Genomic DNA, 17,772 nt, shown 5'->3' with positions numbered 1-17,772 from the left:
TTCGATAATGAAGTGCTTCTTTTTTTGTATATCTAATTATATATATATATATCTTTAGCAGATACTCTTAAAGACGACGAGATGGTCGTTATAGGGATGTCTGGGTTACCATTTTTTTAGGGTATAGAAGTGACGAAGTTATGTTGTGACAGGCCATCTCTAAAGCAATAGTCCTGGGAATTTTTTGTAAAAAAATATTAATTAATCTATGAAATAATACTATTTTGTCCTGTTTATAATAAATATACTATAAATACAACTGATTGGTGATATAATTAAACCATATCATTACATATATCGGAATACGTAAAATTTAGGTCAAATATTATCTTCTAGAAAGGTTTTTCAAGGACTTCAAGAACTGTGGTGATCATAACTGTTGTCACTCGATTTATGAGGTCTTCAGAAAGGAACATGATTATGGCTATTACCGTGTCTAAAGAAGATCGTGTAAAAAAGACGGTGCAAAGCATTATGAAAGACTATACGAATGCGACGGGGATCGCCTGCATTTATGTAGATGTTCAAGGGAAAGAACGGTCTTCAAAATATAATTTTACAAAGTTCTGTCACTTCATGAGAAGTATTCCGGAATTTCGGTATAAGTGTTACCAATGCGATTTGTATGGCGGTCTGGAAAGTTTTAAGCGGCATGGCTGCTGCCCTTATCGTTGTCACGCCGGGTTGGTTGATTTTTCTATTCCCGTTGTTTTTGAGGGACAACTGAATGGTTTTATTGTATCGGGGCAAATGATATCATCGGACGTACGTATTCCTAATTTACAGGCCCAGACTCCCTGGCAGACCGATCGACAAGCCTTTAGATATTTTCAGTCTGTTCCGCAATATTCTTATGAGGACATCATGAGTGCGTCACGGGTCATTCATACCTTGACTAACTGTTATTTTCCATATGTCCCCAAAACAGAGTCGATAGATTTTGATACGCCCATCATTGGACAAGATTTAGGGCAAACGGAAGAACTGTCGAAGATAAGGCGTCCAGAAATTCGTAAGACGATCATCTATATCAAGGAGCATTTGAATTGTAATTTATCCTTACGAACCATCGCCGATTCTGTTTTTTTGAGTGAGTCCTATTTATCTAAACTCTTTAAACAGGAAATGAACCTGAATTTAATGCAGTATATCAATCAATGCCGTGTTTGGGAGGCCGAAAAACTCCTGGCTTCATCTCGAGAATCGATTGATGTCATCAGCCGCCGTCTCGGGTATCACCATACGAGTTATTTTTGTAGAATATTCAAGCAGTATACCGGCGAAACACCCCATGCGTATCGAAAAAAATATAAATTATAATGGTATATAGAGAGGATGTGTAACATGGACAATTGTCACTATACTTATTTGACTTCGGAGGCTGTTACGGAAGGTCATCCCGATAAAATTTGTGATCAGATTTCAGATGCCATTGTGGATGCCTATTTGAATCAGGATCCGCTATCCCATGTAGCGGTTGAGTCCTTCGTATCGGGAAATGTGCTGACCTTAGCGGGAGAAGTATCATCAAATGCAACCGTCGATGTGACCGATATCGCTAGAAAGGTCATTGAAGAAATTGGTTATACCGATCCGGACATTGGTTTCACGGCAGATTCATGCCTCGTTTTTACAAATATCCACCAACAATCGCAGGATATCCGTCAAGGCGTTGTTATTGGCAGCGACGATGATTATCTTGTTGGCAGCGGTGACCAGGGAATCATGTATGGGTATGCCACAAATGAAACGGAAAATTATATGCCCCTTACGGTTAATCTGGCTCAAGGTCTCGTTCATAAGTTAGACTTCGCTCGGCATAACACATCCCTTGGAAAATACTTACGGCCTGATGGTAAGTCACAGGTTACGATGCGGTTTGATAATCAAGGCAGACCAGTAGGTCTTTCGAGTTTAATTGTATCAGCACAACACAATGAAGATATTGACGAAGCGTCTTTGCGCCAACTATTGAGGCAAGTGATCATTGATCCGATTTGTAAACCTTGGATGAAAGAGGATACTAAAATCCATATCAATGCAACTGGGCGATTCGTCATTGGCGGACCGGTGGGCGATACGGGTTTGACGGGGCGGAAAATTATGGTTGATACCTATGGAACGCTCGCCAGACATGGCGGAGGAGCCTTTTCCGGGAAGGATGGAACCAAGGTTGATCGCAGTGCTGCCTATATGGCTCGCTATGTCGCTAAGAATATTGTTGCTGCTGGTTTTTGTGATCGCTGTGAAGTCGCTATCTCCTATGCTATCGGCAGTATTTATCCGGAAGCGGTTCAGATTCAAACTTTTGGTTCAGAGCATATCGATACTTGCCGGATCTATGAGGCCGTAGAGAAAGTATTCTCGTTCAGTGTAAATGATATTATTCAATTATTGGATTTACGACGGCCACAGTTTCGCAGGACGGCTGTTTACGGCCACTTTGGGAGAGAACATGAAGGGTTTGTCTGGGAACAGCTTGATAAAGTCCAGGCCTTGCAGGATGCTGTCAAATAAGTCTCATCTTTTGAGTTGATGGGAGTTCATAAATTGAGAAAAAGGGAACCAACCATAGATGGTTGGTTCCCTTTTTCATATTTTTATTATGATTTATCCAAATAGTGGTATTTTACATCGGGGAGGATAAATATTTTGTATTTAGGGATGATATAATTTACGAGAAATATCAAATTGCGCATTTTACATATTGATTTAGCGTTTAATGCACATCAAATAGCACGTTAAAACGTCATTATAGTTATGAGGAGGTTTTGTATGATGGATGTATTAGCAAAAGGATTTACCAATCCGACCCAGCGTATTTTGGCATTACGTGATGCCATTTATGATGCAACACCGACCGTTGAAGCCGATCGAGCTGAATTAGTTACTGCTTCTTACAAGGAAACAGAAGGCTTGCCTATCATCCTTCGCCGCAGCAAGGCTGTTGAAAAGATTTTAACAGAAATCCCTATTGCTATTCGGGATCATGAACTGATTGTTGGTTCTTTGACCGTAGGTGTTCACGGCTGCCAAATTTATCCGGAATATTCTTTTGACTGGGTAGAAAAGGAATTCGATACCATGGCAACGCGTATGGCAGATCCCTTTGAAATTCCTAAAGATACGGCAAAACGACTGCATAATGCATTCTTATATTGGCCGGGCAAGACGACGAGTGACTTAGCAACAAGTTACATGTCCCAGCCGTGCCTTGATGCACAGTCTAATGGCGTATTTACTGTCGGCAACTATTATTTTAATGGTGTAGGACACGTTTGTGTCGATTATGGAAAAGTTCTGCGCGAAGGTTTTAGCGGAATTATTCAGGAAGCCGAAGCGCAAAAAGCAAAACTGAGTGGTGCTTCGCCAGAAGATATTAAGAAGCGCGACTTCTATAACGCCGTTATCATTACCTACAAGGCTGCGATTGCTTATGCGCATCGTTATGCTGATTTATGTGAACAACTTGCAGCTCAAGAAAGCGATCAAACACGTCAGGATGAATTGCGGAAGATAGCTGCTAATTGTCGTCGTGTACCGGAATATCCGGCAAGAACATGGTGGGAAGCCCTTCAATCTTTTTGGTTTGTCCAACTGATTTTGCAAATTGAATCGAGCGGTCATTCTATTTCTCCGGGTCGTTTTGATCAATACATGTATCCTTACCTGGAACAAGATACCACGATCAGTCATGATTTTGCACAAGAATTATTGGATAATGTTTGGATTAAATTCAATGATCTCAATAAAACCCGTGACGCCATCTCCGATCAGGCTTTTGCCGGTTATGCTATTTTCCAAAATATTCAATGCGGCGGCCAGGATGAAGACGGTGTTGATGCTACGAATCCGTTATCGTATATGATGATTGATGCAGCGGCTCACGTGGCGATGGCGGCTCCGTCGTTTTCTATCCGATATTCGAACCGGACGCCCGATGAATTCCTGTACAGAGCTTGTGAACTCGTTCGTTTAGGGTTAGGCTATCCGGCTATGTATAATGATGAAGTCATCATTCCGGCTATGATGAACAGAGGCATCCCATTAAAAGATGCTCGTAACTATTGTATTATCGGTTGTGTTGAACCGCAAGTACCTCATAAGACGGAAGGCTGGCACGATGCGGCATTCTTTAACATCGCAAAAGTATTAGATATTACCTTGCATAATGGCCGTAATGGTCAGATTCAGCTCGGACCTAAAACGGGTGAAATGAAAGACTTCAAAAACCTCAGCGACTTAGTGCAGGCCTATAAGACACAGATGGAATACTTCGTTAAACTGTTAGTTGAAGCGGATAACGCTGTCGATTATGCCCATGCTGAACGGGCACCGCTGCCATTTGAATCGGCCCTTGTCGACGATTGTTTAGGCCGCGGTAAATCCATGCAGGAAGGCGGGGCCATTTACAACTTCACCGGTCCTCAAGCCTTTGGCGTAGCTGATAATGGCGATTCGTTCATGGCGATCCAGAAGCATGTCTTTGAAAAAGGCGAAGTCACGATGGAAGAACTGCAGGCGGCTATGGATCATAACTTTGGCTATCCTGATGAAACTGGAAAGCTTGCAACTTGGTTTGGCCAGGGATGTTGTGCTGCCGGGGAATCGTCAGCGTTGAAGGATTTGGATGAACGTCAAATTTATGAAGCCGTTAAACGAATCTTATCTACCAAAGGGAGTATCGACATTAACGAATTGCAAAAGAATCTTCAGGGGACTTCGACGACACCGACGGCTCCGACGGCAGAAGTTAGTGGCGATATGGGTCGGTATCAGCAAATCAAACGAATTATGGAAAACACGACTTGGTTTGGGAATGATGATGACGTCGTCGATATTATTACTCGCGAAGCGGGGCAGATTTATGCTCGCGAAGTACAGAAATATAAGAATCCTCGCGGCGGCCAGTTCCAAGCCGGTTGTTACCCCGTATCGGCAAACGTTCTTTTTGGTAAAGATGTTGCGCCTCTTCCGGATGGCCGATTGGCTTGGACCCCGCTTGCTGATGGCGTATCGCCGCGTGCAGGTTGTGATACCAATGGCCCGACAGCCGCTGTTATGTCGGTTGCTAAGTTAGAACATGAAACATTCTCTAACGGGACGCTGTACAATCAGAAATTTAATCCCGCAGCGCTTGCAGGTGATGAAGGGCTGAAGCGTTTTGCCGCACTGTGCCGGGCATACTTTGATAATAAGGGCATGCACGTTCAGTTCAATGTCATTGACAAGGCAACACTGGTAGAAGCTCAGAAAAATCCGGAACAGCATAAAGATTTGGTCGTTCGGGTTGCTGGGTATTCGGCACAGTTTATCTCCTTGGCTAAAGAAGTACAGGATAACATTATTGATCGTACAGAGTTTGAATTTTAAGGTGACCTGCAAGAGAAAGGGGCCGAACGATGTCGAAAATTACCATTGATTACAATGCAGAAGGCGATATCTTCGATATTCAGCGCTTTTCCCTAAATGACGGTCCTGGAATTCGGACAATTGTTTTTCTCAAAGGATGTCCGTTATCCTGTTGGTGGTGTAGTAATCCAGAATCACAGAGACGCCGTCCCGTGGTTCTATATAACGCAGCGAAATGTGTTTTCTGCAAACGGTGTGAAACGGCTTGTCAAAGCCATGCTGTGAAATTTACTCCAGATGGCCAGCGGCAGTTCGATTACCAGGCTTGTACCGGGAATGGAGACTGTGCTGCTGTTTGCCCGAATGATGCGTTGGTTATGAAGGGCAGATCGATTCGCATTGGGGAACTCATTGAGATCCTGAAAAAAGATCGATCTACCTTCCGCCACTCTGGCGGCGGAATTACCTTATCCGGCGGGGATCCACTGATGCAGTCATACTTTGCGGGGGAACTTTTAAAGGCCTGCAAAGCTCAAGGTTGGAATACGGCTATCGAAACGGAAGGGTGTGCAGAAACTGAAACATACCTCAACCTCGTGCCGTATATCGATCATATTCTCATGGATATCAAGCATATGGATCCGGAAAAGCATCGGCTATTTACCGGTGTTTCTAATGAGCTCATATTAAATAATGCTCGGAGAATCAGTGCTTTTTCGCCGATAGTCATTCGCGTGCCTGTCATTCCTAAATTTAATGCATCGGAGAAGGATCTCCGAGACATTGCAGCATTTGCAGCATCTTTAGGAAACGTTCGTTACATTCACCTGCTCCCCTACCACTCTTTGGGGGAAAACAAGTATCGCATGATGGGAATTGAATATAAAATGAATCGACTTTCTGCTAAATCGCTTAGCAATGAAGAATTAGAAAAGTATCGCCCTATTATCGAACAGACTGGGTTAAGCTGCCGTATAGGCGATGAGTCATGAGGAGGTTTATTATGGATCAGAAATTATTAGAAAAAGTCATGAACCAGGTTAAGGCAGAACTGGGTTCAACGGCTGCATCGACTGCATCGGAACCAGCCGGACAGTCGCTCATGAAAGGCGATGCCACAGGTATCAGCAAGGCTTTGGGTCAGACGGAATTTGTTGGAACCTCTACGGGAGATACGATTGGTTTGGTTATTGCCAGTGTAGACCCCATGCTTAAAGATTCGATGAAACTTGGTAAATTCCGTTCGATCGGTATCATTGGCGGTCGTACTGGAGCAGGTCCGCAAATTATGGCTGTTGATGATGCCGTAAAAGCGACCAATACAGAAATTATTTCTGTAGAATTACCTCGAGATACGAAAGGTGGAGCCGGCCATGGATCGCTTATTTTAATTGGAGCAGAAGATGTATCAGATGCTCGGCGGGCCGTTGAAACGGCTTTGCAGGTATTACCGAAGTATTTTGGGGATGTGTATGGCAATGAGGCCGGCCATTTGGAATTCCAGTATTCGGCACGGGCAAGCTATTGCCTGGAAAAAGCGTTAGGCGCTAAGTTAGGGAAGGCCTTTGGCATGACTTGTGCAGGGCCGGCGGCCATCGGGGTTGTGTTGGCCGATACGGCTGTTAAAGCAGCAAATGTTGAAGTTGTCGGCTATTCGTCGCCGGGGAATGGCGGCACGAGTTTCTCCAACGAAGTTATCTTATGTTTCAGCGGGGATTCCGGAGCTGTTCGTCAAGCCGTTAAGGCATCTATTGAAGTAGGTAAGAAATTGTTAGGGGCTCTTGGCGATGAACCTAAATCAACGACAACACCGTATATTTAATAAGAAGAACAAAAGGAGGGCATTATAATGACAAATGAAGCATTAGGTATGGTAGAAACAAAAGGACTGGTAGGTTCGATTGAAGCAGCTGACTCGATGGTTAAAGCTGCGAATGTAACGCTGATCGGTTATGAAAAAATCGGGTCAGGACTCGTTACCGTTATGGTCCGCGGTGATGTTGGCGCTGTAAAAGCTGCCGTCGATGCGGGGGCAGCTTCGGCAAAGATGGTTGGGGAAGTAGTTTCCGTCCATGTAATTCCTCGGCCTCACACGGATGTTGAAAAGATTCTTCCGCATCTTGACTAATAGGAAGGAACCACATGGAAAGCGATAAAGAACGAATTTTGCAGGATTTAATTTTACGGGCCATCCGGAAAGTCTTGGCCGAACAGGATCAGGATAAAAGGCAGATATACGTCGTCTTTGCAGATTCCTTCGATTGCCGCTGTACAAGTTTTCTGCATTCTTTGTCGTCAAATGAAACGGTGACTGTTATCGTTGAAGACCGTAAAATAGAGCAGTTACGGCATAGTATTGAAACCTCCTGTCCTTTTGCCAAGGTAGTTAGCGAGGCGCAATCCATATCGTTGTCCTTAGGCAATAGTTTAACGGTATATCCTGTTGCATCGCAAGACTTCATTGTGAAAGCGGCGCTGGGGATAGCAGACACATTTGCAACAAAATGGTTAGCAAGGTGTTTTTCGGCTGGAGCTGCTGTCCACTTACAATTGTCTGGATTGACCAGATTTACAGGCCATGAGCCAGATGCGTACGTTCAGCGAATCTTAATGTATTACCGGCAACTCCTTGAATATAACGTGACTATCGGCCGACAGTTTCCTCCGGGACATCTGGAGGTGCCGGCCGACACCGTTGCCGGTGGTATTGAAAAAGAAAAAACAGTAACTGTAGCTCGTGATGATACTGTTTTAACGGCAGCTGATTTATATTCCTATAAAGAAGGAACCACTTTGATTATCGGGAAACATACGATTGTTACTGCGTATGCTTCGGATGAAGCCCTGCGCCGGGGCATCGATATTTGCAGGACTTGAGGAAAGGCAGGTGATGAGTTGTGGAAAAATCGTTAGGCCTTATTGAGGTCAGAGGCTTGAGCAGTGCCATCGAAGTGGCAGACTGCATGGTAAAAGCCGCTGATGTCGTTTTATTAGGATTGGAAGCTGCTCGTGGCAACGGCATGATGACGGTTAAAGTGAATGGTAATGTCGGCGCTGTCCGTGCAGCCGTAGAAGCCGGTACAGCTAAGGCAATTCTTTGTAAGGCTTTTGTATCAAGCGATATCATTGCCCGGCCCCATGAATCGTTAGGTACATGTTTTCAGGCTCCTACTGGAGAAAACAATCGGCCTAATTTTTACATGGATGAAAAACCTCAGGCTGTTGCTGAGAAAAAAGAAAAGACGCCGCCAAGACGGACGACGAGGAGACCTCGACGAACTCGAAAACCACAACCGGCTGTTAAGGTAGAGGAAAGTGTAACCCTTAGTATCGACGAACCGGACGTTATTTCCTCGAAGCCGGAGGATGTGAAGAGTCCCGGGTCTGAACAGAATTAGAAATATTGTGAGTAGAAATGTATTGATGATAAAAAACAGAAGGTATTACTTATGAAAATAGCTAAAGTGACGGGCTCCGTCGTATCTACAAAAAAAGAAGATGGCTTAGTGGGCAGTAAGTTAATGATCGTTCGCTTTGAATCGAGCTCCGGTGTTCCTTACGGCAGTGAAGAAGTGGCTGTGGATTATGTCGGTGCAGGTATTGGTGAGATCGTTCTTGTTGCCAGTGGGTCGGCTACCAGAACGGCAGAAACGATGCGGTTGAAGCCGATTGACCTAGCTATTGTTGGAATTATTGATAATTTAAATTAAAGGAGCGTATATTATGTCAAATGAAGCACTCGGAATGGTAGAAACCAAAGGGCTTGTCGGTTCCATTGAAGCGGCTGACTCCATGGTTAAAGCGGCCAATGTTTCCTTGATTGGTTATGAAAAGATTGGATCGGGGTTAGTTACCGTTATGGTTCGTGGAGATGTCGGAGCTGTTAAGGCAGCTGTTGATGCAGGAGCGGCTTCAGCCAAAGCTGTCGGAGAAGTTGTGTCGGTCCATGTAATTCCTCGTCCGCATACGGATGTTGAAAAAATTCTTCCTCATTTGTCACAGCCTTCGACTCCGGCAGAAGAATAAGCGTATAGGGGGCTTAAGCTATGAGTCAGGATATGGTGACAGTACTAACTAAAAGGATTCTAGAAAGTGTCCAGTATTATGAAAATTTTAGTATACCCATTGGAGTATCCAATCGGCACATTCATGTCAGCCGTGAAGATCTCGATATACTATACGGTGAAGGGTATGCGTTAACGCATAAGAGTGAACTGGGTCAACCTGGCCAGTTTGCTGCAAATGAGACGGTAACCTTACAGGGGCCCAAAGGGACATTTAAGCATGTTCGGATCTTGGGACCTGTCCGTAAACAAAGTCAGGTGGAAATTAGTAAGACCGATAGTTTTCGCTTAGGTATAAAAGCCCCCATTACCTTATCAGGCCATCTTCAAGGGACTCCTGGAATAACCCTTATTGGCCCCAAAGGGACCGTTGAACTGTCTTGCGGTGTCATTATTGCCGCACGGCATATCCATATGACCCCAGCCCAAGCACGGGCACGTCATTTGCGAGATGGACAAGTTGTCAATGTCAAAACGTTTGGTGAACGCCAGGGGGTTCTAGGCGATGTCATCATTCGTGTATCGGATACAGCTGGTTTAGAAATGCATATTGACGTCGATGAGGCAAATGCCTGTTCTTTGAGCAATCGTGATTATGTCATGATTTGTCCTGAATGACAAGGAGGACGATATGATTATTGAAAACAAAGAACTAGCTGATTTTGCTTCTTTAGTTTCCTCTGGGGAGGTTCACCCCTTCGAAGGACCTCTTAAGGTTGGGGTTGATTTAGGAACCGCTAATATTGTGATGGCTGTGGTTGATCAGGACAATCGTCCAGTGGCTGGAATGTCTGTTCATTCCACTGTTGTTCGTGACGGCATTGTCGTTGATTATGTTGGCGCGATACAGGCCTTGAAAAAATTAAAGTCGACATTAGAAGCAAAACTAGGCGTTGAATTAACTCAGGCAGCGACAGCGATTCCACCAGGTATTCTAGAAGGAAATACTCGCTGCATTGTCAATTGTGTCGAAGGTGCTGACTTATCTGTCATTAAGGTTATGGATGAGCCGACAGCCGCAGCGACCGTGCTGGACATTCACGATGGAGCCGTCGTTGATATTGGCGGCGGTACGACGGGGATCAGCATATTAAATGACAATAAAGTTATTTATACCGCCGATGAAGCCACGGGCGGAACGCATATGACATTAGTCTTAGCCGGTTATTATGGAATCGATCAGCTGGCTGCAGAAAAGTTAAAGATAGACAGGTCTAAAGAATCTCTTGTCTTTCCTATTATTTATCCCGTAGTTGAAAAAATGGCGTCTATTGTAAAGTCTTTTGTGAATGAATATGAAGTAAAAAATATTTATCTTGTCGGTGGAGCTTGTTGCTTTAGCGAATTTGAAAATGTCTTTGAAAAAACTCTGCATATTCCGGTACATAAACCGAATGATTGTCTGTTCGTAACACCATTGGGAATTGCAGTGAATCAATAAACGGAGGTACATAATATGAGTACAACCATAGATCCTGTCGTTCTGCAGCAGTTAGTTGCTCAGGCAGTACGACAGTTGCAAAAAGAAGGGAATCAACCGGTCGTATCGGATATTTCGGACGTACCTGATGAATATGGCGTGTTTACGACGATGTCGGATGCTATCAATGCATCGGAATCCGCTCAACACATGCTTCTCTTTCAGTCGCCATCGCAACGACAGAAATGGGTGGATGTGATTCGTAAAACCTGCTTAGATAAAACGAATATGCAGATGATGTCGCGTATGGCTGTTGAAGAAACCGAAATTGGCCGTTATGAAGATAAGGTTATTAAAAATACGGCGGCAGCTCGGTATACGCCGGGCATTGAAGACTTAAGAACCGATGCCCGTACCGGTGAACATGGGTTAGTTTTGTTCGAATACAGCCCCTTTGGCGTCATCGGAGCTATTACACCGACCACGAATCCGACGGAAACCATTATTAATAATTCTATTGGGATGATTGCCGGCGGTAATACGGTCGTTTTCAGTCCGCACCCACGGGCTAAGAAAACATCTGTTTTTCTCGTACAACTCCTTAATAAAGCGTTATATGAAGCAGGGGCTCCGCTGAACATGATTACCATGGTACGGGAACCTTCTATTGAGGCAACGGATGAAATGATTCATAATCCTAAAGTCCGTATGGTTGTTGCCACCGGCGGCCCCGGAATCGTTAAGAAGGTCTTGTCTTCTGGTAAGAAAGCGATTGGTGCCGGCCCGGGGAACCCTCCTGTTGTTGTCGATGAAACGGCAAATATAGAAAAGGCGGCTAAAGATATCGTCGATGGCAGCTCTTTTGATAACAATGTACCGTGTATCGCCGAAAAAGAAGTCTTTGCCGTTGACTCTATCTTTGATTACCTGCGCATCAATATGAAAGGTGCAGGTGCATATGAAATCACCGATGCCGATACGATTGAACGGTTATGGAAACTCGTAGCGAATGAAAAGGGAACGGGACCGAAAGTCGAATTTGTCGGTAAATCCGCTAAATATATTTTGCATCACATCGGGATCGAAGTCGAAGATACGAAGAAGTTAATTATCATGGAAGTTGCGAATAATCATCCTTTTGTCCAGAACGAAATGCTGATGCCTATTTTACCTTTAGTTCGCTGCGACAATGTAGATCAGGCTATTGAATGGGCTTATAAAGCCGAACACGGCAATCGCCACAGCGCTATGATGCATTCAACCAATATTGCGAAGTTGAGCAAGATGGCCAAGCTCATGGAAACCACTATTTTTGTTAAAAACGGGCCGTCTTATGCAGGTCTGGGTATTGGTGGACAAGGGTATCCTACTTTCACGATTGCAGGTCCAACGGGTGAAGGACTTACCAGCCCTAAATCATTCTGCCGCCTTCGTGAATGTGTGCTCAAGGACATGTTTAATATTCGTTGAGGAGTGATAAGGGTTATGGATATCTGTCAAATTGCAACGAAAGTTATATCCGGCCAAAACGCCTTGGAAGCCTTTAACATCTATACATCGGAGCGGATCTTCGTCTTATGCGACAAATTTTTGACACAATCAGGTACCATCGATTGCTTAACTCGTCATCTTGCACCGTCTAATACCATTCAGATTTTTGATGATGCTTCACCGGATCCTAACGTAAATGACGTAGCGAAAGCATTGGCTGCGGCTATTTCCTTTCAGCCTACGGTGTTCGTTGCTTTTGGCGGAGGGGCTGCCATTGATACTGCAAAAGGGGTTATTTATTTTGCCGGTGATGCCCATTCTTTTGCACAGGATCCTGTCTTCATCGTAGTGCCGACTACCAGTGGAACGGGATCAGAAATGACTTCTTTTGCGGTTATTACGGATGCTGAAGAGAAGCGGAAAATTGCACTTATTGATGACAGCATGTATGCAGATATTGCCATTTTAGATCCGCAGTTAACGCTGTCTGTTCCGGCTTCGATTACGGCCAATACCGGATTTGATGTCTTGACTCATGGACTTGAAGCCTATGTCGCTAAGGGTGCGACTGAGTTTACGGATGCCATTGCTTGTAAAGCGATTGAATTGGCTTTAAATTATCTGCCTCGGTGCTATCATTATGGGGCCAATATGGCAGCTAGGGAAGCCATGTCTAAAGCGTCCAACATGGCCGGCATAGCCTTTAATATCGGGGGACTCGGTGTCGTCCACAGCATAGCCCATCAACTAGGCGGAATGTATCATATTCCTCATGGATTGGCGTGTGCCATCGCCTTGCCAGCCGGAATTGCTTATAATAGTCATGATGAAAGAACGGCTGAAAAATATGCCGATCTTGCTTATAAATTGGGTTTGGCGTCGAGGGATTTGTCGTCCCAACAAGCCGTTTCGATTCTTCAAGGTGTCCTTAAAGCACTTATTTCTGATATGGGTATGCCGTGTCGTATTGGAGAATTGAAAGAAAGGGTAGATCGAAACATCTATGAAGAGGCAATCCCGATTATGGCAGCCAATGCCGTGGAAGATCGATGCCTGCCGAACAATCCAAGATCTGTCGACAAACAAAATTTTATGGCATTGTTTAAATCTCTATATTAAAAAGTGCCGTATTTGAAAATACCATAAGCCAGCATTGAAGCGATGGTTGTATAAAACAATTCGATAAAAATAGGGTTATCACAGGATGGAATCTATTTTCTGTGATAACCCTATTTTTGTTTTATAATGCGTCGATAGACGTAAAGCCGTATAAGGCTGCCGTGTATTGGAGTATTTCGAGATTCAAGTTTCGCCCCAGCCGCTTCAACTGTTGTATATGAGCCCATAGTGATTGCAGCGTGGTCAGCGAATAGGTTAGGAGTTCACCTAGGGTATAGGTTTCAAAGGATGTTTCTCCGGCACTTGCGTCCAACTGGCGCAAAGGGCGCCCTTTTCTTTTTATATTCGGGTAAGAACGGGTTATTTCTGTCATCCAATGCAGTTGTTGGCGAAGAATCATATGGGCTAACTGCCGCTTTTCCATACTTACAGCCGGCAAATCGTTTTGAATGAGGGCAAATTCATTTGGATGTGTCTTAGCCATCATGTAGGCATATTTTTCCGTCATGATGTTACGGCCATCCTTTTTGGTTTCCCGTAAGTCTTTATAGTAGGACATTAATGTCGATTCATCCCATGCTGCAAACTGGCTTAGGCGCATAATTGTAAAGGTGTGTTCATCATCTTGACAGTCAGCACGTTCCTTCCAGTTGTGGACCGTTTGAAACATGGGCCATTCTATGGCGAGAATTTGTTGGATCAATTCGTCTTTTTTCATAACGAAGCCTCCTTAATACAATTGCCAGGCAGGTAGTCGGCGTAGTGTATCGTTCTGAATATGAGATATGAGCATGGGGGCATAGGCTAGGAGGAAGCTGTCTGTTCCAGTGGCCAGGCCTTGATGCCGCCATTCGGTGCGTATGATTTCGCAAATCTCTTCGATACGTGCAATCGCCATGGCGGTGTCTGCCGTAGTTGCCAATGCGGTAATCTTTTCATACATATCGGATAGAATCGGCAAATACTGTAATCCATGATGAGCCCATTTATAGAAGGGCATATATTTTTTATTGAGCATATAGGTCATGGCTGTCGCAGCTTTTATGAATTCATAACGGGAACAGGCGGCGGCAACCGGATTGTGACGATCTAAGCTGCGTTTATAATTATATTGACCGCTTTGGGCCATTTGACAAGCATAATAGGCTATTTTCTTTATACGTATATCTTCTGGATAAAAGGTTAAAAGGGAGTGGCGAATCGTTGAAAATTGTCCTAATGGATCGGTAAATACCTGACCGTTTGTGGCTTTTGCCAGAAAGGATTCCGGAATACGAATCCATTCAGCAAGATTTTCCGGTGCTTTTGATAAACCGATGAAATGACGATAGAAATCAGAAATTCGCCAAACGCCGGTTCGTCCTTTCCCGGCCTGTGTTTCTTGACGCTGGTATCCACGGAATTCATTGGGTAAGGCGAGATAGGCTTTTTGCAGCGTTTGACCAAAAGTCGCATAGTCTTCATTGGTTAGCCACATACAGAATGATGGACCCCAGTCATGGTCTCGCGATAATTCGTCGTCAAATCCAAGGCATTCAGATCCTTCTCCAACAAGGCCAATGGCAATACGATGCCAGACCGAGGCGAATTGAGCTTGCAGTGTCGGTTGGCCGATTGTTTCATAGTAGTCACGGCACAGCGCCAATCCAAAGCCTTGTGTCTTGTCTCTATCTGCTACATTAGCGGTTGAGGAGAGAGAATCTTTTTTGCTTTTTCGTTCTATGGCAGTAGCGGCTTTATCTGCATTGGCTATTGCTTTGTGGTAGTCTTCATTTTTTCCTAAGAAGGTTTTGATATAGTCTGCCGATTTTAAAAAATTTTCATGGGCTTGAGCATATTTTCCGGCGTCCATTGCGAGTACGGCCTGAAGATTTAGGGCATTGGCATAGTGAATGCCTTTCTTTGGAATTTTTTCATATAAACTCAATGCCTCTGCGGCTTCTTGAATGGCAGCTGTTTTTTGACCTAGGTGATAATGGGCTGTGCTGCAATTTATATGAGAAATAGCTTGTTCTTCTAAAACACCCGGCAGCTTTCGGATGATAGCCAGGGCTTTTTGTGCTGTCGCCAAAGCTTTGTCATATTGGGACATATCTATATAAACTAAAGCGATATTATTTAATGCTGCCGCATAATGATAACTCTGCTCTCCGTCAAGACGGCGGCAGATATTTAGGGCTTCTTCATATAGGGCGAGAGCTTGACTATATTTCTTTTGCAAACGCAGCGTTCCAGCCAAGTTCATGCGATTAGTTGCATAGTCCGAGGTGTCTTTCTGACCGTAACTGAGGATATCATAGCCAGCTTCTTCAAATGCCTTAGCGGATTCCTCATAACGGCCAATGCCGCGGTAATATGTTCCCAATTCGTTAAGGGCTGCGATAAAGATGGTATCATGGCTGCCGCAGCATATTCGATGTCTGGATAGCGTGCGGTGCAGAAAATCTTCGATTTCATCATGGCGTCCAGCGGCATAAAGTTCGTCTAATCGTGCAAAAAAATTAGAAAGTGAATCCATATCGAAAGCCTCCTTTAGTAGACGTGTTGGCTATAATTTTATTTTACGTAAAGGTGTGTTTACAAACAAGCCATAATCTGGCTCACTTTCCCGAAATTTAGCACTATTTAGCCATCTTTACCCTTTCCTTGTTTTGAGAAAGGTCCCTCTTTTTGAAGGGCGTTAGGAGAGTGGCTATAGACCCTTGTTGTGTTCGGGGACTGCTTTTAAAGCGTGCCAGTTTAGCGCAGATCCGCTGAATATATTTCGTGAAACTCTGATGGTTATGAAGTATCTCAAAAGGGATCATTGCTGATAGCAATCACATGCTAGGCATTTTTGGAAACAGTTTTTTTAGCGGACGCCATCTTCGGCAGGAGCCTTTTTTGAACATCTTCACTTTACCGTCCATAAAAGCTATAATAGACATAGCAAATCACAAAGGTGGTAATAACATGACTCAATCTGAAATATCTGCGGCCGTCGCCCAAGCGGCTAAATTGGCTAAAGAGTCGAATCCGCTGACCCCGTCGATTACCAACACGGTGACGATTAACTTCGTTGCCAACGCCCAGCTGGCTGTCGGCGGCTCAGCCGCTATGGTCTATTTACCGGATGAAGGCGTCGCCATGGCGTCGGTGGGAGCCGCGATGTATATCAACGTAGGCACTTTATTCCCTATATACGAAGATACCCTGCCCCTTACGGCGGCGGCCCTTCACGACGGGGGAAAGCCTTGGGTCCTCGATCCTGTTGCCATCGGCATGGGAAAGATGCGTACGGACTTGCTGCTGAAATGTAAGCCTTATAAACCGTCAATCATTCGCGGCAACGCTTCGGAAATCATCGCCTTAGCCGGGCTTTGGGGCTTAGAAGGCGGTTCTCATACGTCTGATGTGCGCGGTGTCGATTCGACGGATGCCGTATACGCGGCAAAATCAGCGGCCATAGCCCTGGCTAATTGGACGGGCGGCGCCGTTGCTGTTTCCGGGGAAGCCGATTTAATTACCGATGGCCGTCAAGTCGTCATTTCAAAAGGCGGCTCGGCTATGATGCCCTCTATTACGGGGACGGGATGCTCCCTTGGCGGCGTCATGGCTGTCTATGCGGCAGGGGCGAGCCCCTTTATTGCAGCCGTTACCGGGGCAGCTGTCTACAATCTGGCTGGCAAACGAGCTGCTGCTTACGTAAAAGGGACTGGTTCCTTCCAATCTGCTTTTATCGATGAGCTCTATGTTGCGACACCTGACGATATTGCACAAAATCCCTTTACTGTTGAGGAGGTATAAACTATGAATACATTAGTGGCCCTTTGCATTGCACCGTGCGGTACGGGAGATGAATTTGCCCCGTATGTCGCTGAAATCGTTAAAATCATTCGTGCGTCAGGCCTTTCGAACCGGACGAATTCGATGTTTACGGAAATTGAAGGCGAATGGGATGACGTCATGGCTGTCGTCAAAAAAGCGACGCAGTATTTAACGGACCAGGGAATTCGTACGGAAGTCATCATGAAAGCCGATATCCGACCCGGTTATACGAACATGATGGATGCTAAAGTAGAATCGGTAGAACGCATTTTAGAAAAATAGTGTTTTATAAGACATCAGCCTTGACAATCACTTCTCGTTGTAGTAAACTAATATAGTCAGTTGACGCATGGAGTGATACTCAAGAGGCTGAAGAGGACGGTTTGCTAAATCGTTAGAGGTCGCAAGGCCTGCGAGAGTTCGAATCTCTCTCACTCCGCCAGATTACTGGATAAAGAGCACTCAGGATTTTCCTGAGTGCTCTTTTTTTGTATGGGGTTTACCCTGTTGAGCTGGCAA

At 44.7% G+C, this 17,772-nt stretch carries 18 protein-coding genes and 1 tRNA gene; 17 read left to right on the top strand and 2 right to left on the bottom strand.

The window, feature by feature from the left end; translation table 11 throughout:
- Positions 1 to 414: 414 nt before the first annotated feature.
- The 14 genes from HMPREF3201_RS01525 (at position 415) to HMPREF3201_RS01460 (ending at position 13,446) form a co-directional block, all read left to right on the top strand.
- Positions 415 to 1,320 carry a PocR ligand-binding domain-containing protein gene (locus HMPREF3201_RS01525; RefSeq protein ID WP_229021059.1) on the top strand — a complete coding sequence of 302 codons (906 nt, stop codon included), beginning with the start codon at positions 415 to 417 and terminating at the stop codon, positions 1,318 to 1,320.
- A 24-nt stretch (positions 1,321 to 1,344) separates the two neighbouring features.
- Positions 1,345 to 2,517 (top strand): methionine adenosyltransferase, encoded by a 1,173-nt coding sequence (gene metK, locus HMPREF3201_RS01520; protein ID WP_154254682.1) that lies wholly within the window; start codon positions 1,345 to 1,347, stop codon positions 2,515 to 2,517.
- Positions 2,518 to 2,778: 261 nt separating this feature from the next.
- Positions 2,779 to 5,373 (top strand): glycyl radical protein, encoded by a 2,595-nt coding sequence (locus HMPREF3201_RS01515; RefSeq protein WP_062411412.1) that lies wholly within the window; start codon positions 2,779 to 2,781, stop codon positions 5,371 to 5,373.
- A gap of 29 nt (positions 5,374 to 5,402) precedes the next feature.
- Entirely contained in the window at positions 5,403 to 6,344 is a 942-nt protein-coding gene (locus HMPREF3201_RS01510) for a glycyl-radical enzyme activating protein (RefSeq protein ID WP_062411409.1), read from the top strand.
- Between the two features lie 11 nt (positions 6,345 to 6,355).
- On the top strand, positions 6,356 to 7,174 hold the full coding sequence (pduB, locus tag HMPREF3201_RS01505; RefSeq protein WP_062411408.1) for a propanediol utilization microcompartment protein PduB: 819 nt from the start codon (positions 6,356 to 6,358) through the stop codon (positions 7,172 to 7,174).
- A gap of 27 nt (positions 7,175 to 7,201) precedes the next feature.
- Positions 7,202 to 7,480: a propanediol utilization microcompartment protein PduA gene (gene pduA, locus HMPREF3201_RS01500; protein ID WP_062411407.1), complete on the top strand. Its 279-nt coding sequence runs from the start codon at positions 7,202 to 7,204 to the stop codon at positions 7,478 to 7,480.
- Between the two features lie 14 nt (positions 7,481 to 7,494).
- Positions 7,495 to 8,229, top strand: coding sequence for a hypothetical protein (locus HMPREF3201_RS01495; protein WP_062411406.1), 735 nt, complete (start codon positions 7,495 to 7,497; stop codon positions 8,227 to 8,229).
- A gap of 20 nt (positions 8,230 to 8,249) precedes the next feature.
- Positions 8,250 to 8,750 carry a BMC domain-containing protein gene (locus HMPREF3201_RS11295; protein WP_072271989.1) on the top strand — a complete coding sequence of 167 codons (501 nt, stop codon included), beginning with the start codon at positions 8,250 to 8,252 and terminating at the stop codon, positions 8,748 to 8,750.
- A gap of 51 nt (positions 8,751 to 8,801) precedes the next feature.
- Entirely contained in the window at positions 8,802 to 9,062 is a 261-nt protein-coding gene (locus tag HMPREF3201_RS01485) for a EutN/CcmL family microcompartment protein (RefSeq protein ID WP_062411405.1), read from the top strand.
- Positions 9,063 to 9,075: 13 nt separating this feature from the next.
- Positions 9,076 to 9,378, top strand: a complete 303-nt coding sequence (pduA, locus tag HMPREF3201_RS01480; protein WP_062411404.1) for a propanediol utilization microcompartment protein PduA — start codon at positions 9,076 to 9,078, stop codon at positions 9,376 to 9,378.
- Between the two features lie 20 nt (positions 9,379 to 9,398).
- Positions 9,399 to 10,034 (top strand): phosphate propanoyltransferase, encoded by a 636-nt coding sequence (pduL, locus tag HMPREF3201_RS01475; protein ID WP_062411403.1) that lies wholly within the window; start codon positions 9,399 to 9,401, stop codon positions 10,032 to 10,034.
- Positions 10,035 to 10,047: 13 nt separating this feature from the next.
- Complete coding sequence (eutJ, locus tag HMPREF3201_RS01470) at positions 10,048 to 10,857, top strand: ethanolamine utilization protein EutJ (protein ID WP_062411402.1); 810 nt, start codon at positions 10,048 to 10,050, stop codon at positions 10,855 to 10,857.
- 15 nt (positions 10,858 to 10,872) lie between these two features.
- Positions 10,873 to 12,306, top strand: coding sequence for an aldehyde dehydrogenase family protein (locus HMPREF3201_RS01465; protein ID WP_154254685.1), 1,434 nt, complete (start codon positions 10,873 to 10,875; stop codon positions 12,304 to 12,306).
- A gap of 15 nt (positions 12,307 to 12,321) precedes the next feature.
- Positions 12,322 to 13,446 (top strand): 1-propanol dehydrogenase PduQ, encoded by a 1,125-nt coding sequence (locus tag HMPREF3201_RS01460; protein ID WP_062411401.1) that lies wholly within the window; start codon positions 12,322 to 12,324, stop codon positions 13,444 to 13,446.
- A gap of 121 nt (positions 13,447 to 13,567) precedes the next feature.
- Here the strand turns inward: HMPREF3201_RS01460 and HMPREF3201_RS01455 are convergent, their stop codons facing one another.
- Both HMPREF3201_RS01455 and HMPREF3201_RS11600 read right to left on the bottom strand, forming a co-directional pair.
- A complete protein-coding gene (locus tag HMPREF3201_RS01455) occupies positions 13,568 to 14,164 on the bottom strand; it encodes a DUF4125 family protein (RefSeq protein ID WP_062411400.1) in 597 nt (198 codons plus the stop codon).
- A gap of 12 nt (positions 14,165 to 14,176) precedes the next feature.
- Complete coding sequence (locus tag HMPREF3201_RS11600; RefSeq protein ID WP_062411399.1) at positions 14,177 to 15,964, bottom strand: DUF4037 domain-containing protein; 1,788 nt, start codon at positions 15,962 to 15,964, stop codon at positions 14,177 to 14,179.
- 434 nt (positions 15,965 to 16,398) lie between these two features.
- On the opposite strand from HMPREF3201_RS11600, the gene HMPREF3201_RS01445 reads away from it, so the two are divergent.
- The 3 genes from HMPREF3201_RS01445 (at position 16,399) to HMPREF3201_RS01435 (ending at position 17,695) form a co-directional block, all read left to right on the top strand.
- Positions 16,399 to 17,232 (top strand): hydroxyethylthiazole kinase, encoded by an 834-nt coding sequence (locus HMPREF3201_RS01445; protein ID WP_062411398.1) that lies wholly within the window; start codon positions 16,399 to 16,401, stop codon positions 17,230 to 17,232.
- Positions 17,233 to 17,235: 3 nt separating this feature from the next.
- Entirely contained in the window at positions 17,236 to 17,535 is a 300-nt protein-coding gene (locus HMPREF3201_RS01440; protein ID WP_062411397.1) for an MTH1187 family thiamine-binding protein, read from the top strand.
- A gap of 69 nt (positions 17,536 to 17,604) precedes the next feature.
- Positions 17,605 to 17,695 (top strand) — tRNA-Ser (locus tag HMPREF3201_RS01435).
- Positions 17,696 to 17,772: the final 77 nt, after the last annotated feature.

Origin of the sequence: Megasphaera sp. MJR8396C (genome assembly GCF_001546855.1) — a bacterium.
Classification (GTDB): Bacteria; Bacillota; Negativicutes; order Veillonellales; family Megasphaeraceae; genus Megasphaera.
Note: the sequence above shows the minus strand (reverse complement) of the source record. Positions and strands in the feature narration are given on the sequence as shown.

Bases quoted from the DNA above. Each gene is read 5' to 3' on its own strand.
- HMPREF3201_RS01525 (WP_229021059.1), top strand. From the start codon at position 415: ATGATTATGGCTATTACCGTGTCTAAAGAAGATCGTGTAAAAAAGACG.
- metK (WP_154254682.1), top strand. From the start codon at position 1,345: ATGGACAATTGTCACTATACTTATTTGACTTCGGAGGCTGTTACGGAA.
- HMPREF3201_RS01515 (WP_062411412.1), top strand. From the start codon at position 2,779: ATGGATGTATTAGCAAAAGGATTTACCAATCCGACCCAGCGTATTTTG.
- HMPREF3201_RS01510 (WP_062411409.1), top strand. From the start codon at position 5,403: ATGTCGAAAATTACCATTGATTACAATGCAGAAGGCGATATCTTCGAT.
- pduB (WP_062411408.1), top strand. From the start codon at position 6,356: ATGGATCAGAAATTATTAGAAAAAGTCATGAACCAGGTTAAGGCAGAA.
- pduA (WP_062411407.1), top strand. From the start codon at position 7,202: ATGACAAATGAAGCATTAGGTATGGTAGAAACAAAAGGACTGGTAGGT.
- HMPREF3201_RS01495 (WP_062411406.1), top strand. From the start codon at position 7,495: ATGGAAAGCGATAAAGAACGAATTTTGCAGGATTTAATTTTACGGGCC.
- HMPREF3201_RS01485 (WP_062411405.1), top strand. From the start codon at position 8,802: ATGAAAATAGCTAAAGTGACGGGCTCCGTCGTATCTACAAAAAAAGAA.
- pduA (WP_062411404.1), top strand. From the start codon at position 9,076: ATGTCAAATGAAGCACTCGGAATGGTAGAAACCAAAGGGCTTGTCGGT.
- pduL (WP_062411403.1), top strand. From the start codon at position 9,399: ATGAGTCAGGATATGGTGACAGTACTAACTAAAAGGATTCTAGAAAGT.
- eutJ (WP_062411402.1), top strand. From the start codon at position 10,048: ATGATTATTGAAAACAAAGAACTAGCTGATTTTGCTTCTTTAGTTTCC.
- HMPREF3201_RS01465 (WP_154254685.1), top strand. From the start codon at position 10,873: ATGAGTACAACCATAGATCCTGTCGTTCTGCAGCAGTTAGTTGCTCAG.
- HMPREF3201_RS01460 (WP_062411401.1), top strand. From the start codon at position 12,322: ATGGATATCTGTCAAATTGCAACGAAAGTTATATCCGGCCAAAACGCC.
- HMPREF3201_RS01455 (WP_062411400.1), bottom strand. From the start codon at position 14,164: ATGAAAAAAGACGAATTGATCCAACAAATTCTCGCCATAGAATGGCCC.
- HMPREF3201_RS11600 (WP_062411399.1), bottom strand. From the start codon at position 15,964: ATGGATTCACTTTCTAATTTTTTTGCACGATTAGACGAACTTTATGCC.
- HMPREF3201_RS01445 (WP_062411398.1), top strand. From the start codon at position 16,399: ATGACTCAATCTGAAATATCTGCGGCCGTCGCCCAAGCGGCTAAATTG.
- HMPREF3201_RS01440 (WP_062411397.1), top strand. From the start codon at position 17,236: ATGAATACATTAGTGGCCCTTTGCATTGCACCGTGCGGTACGGGAGAT.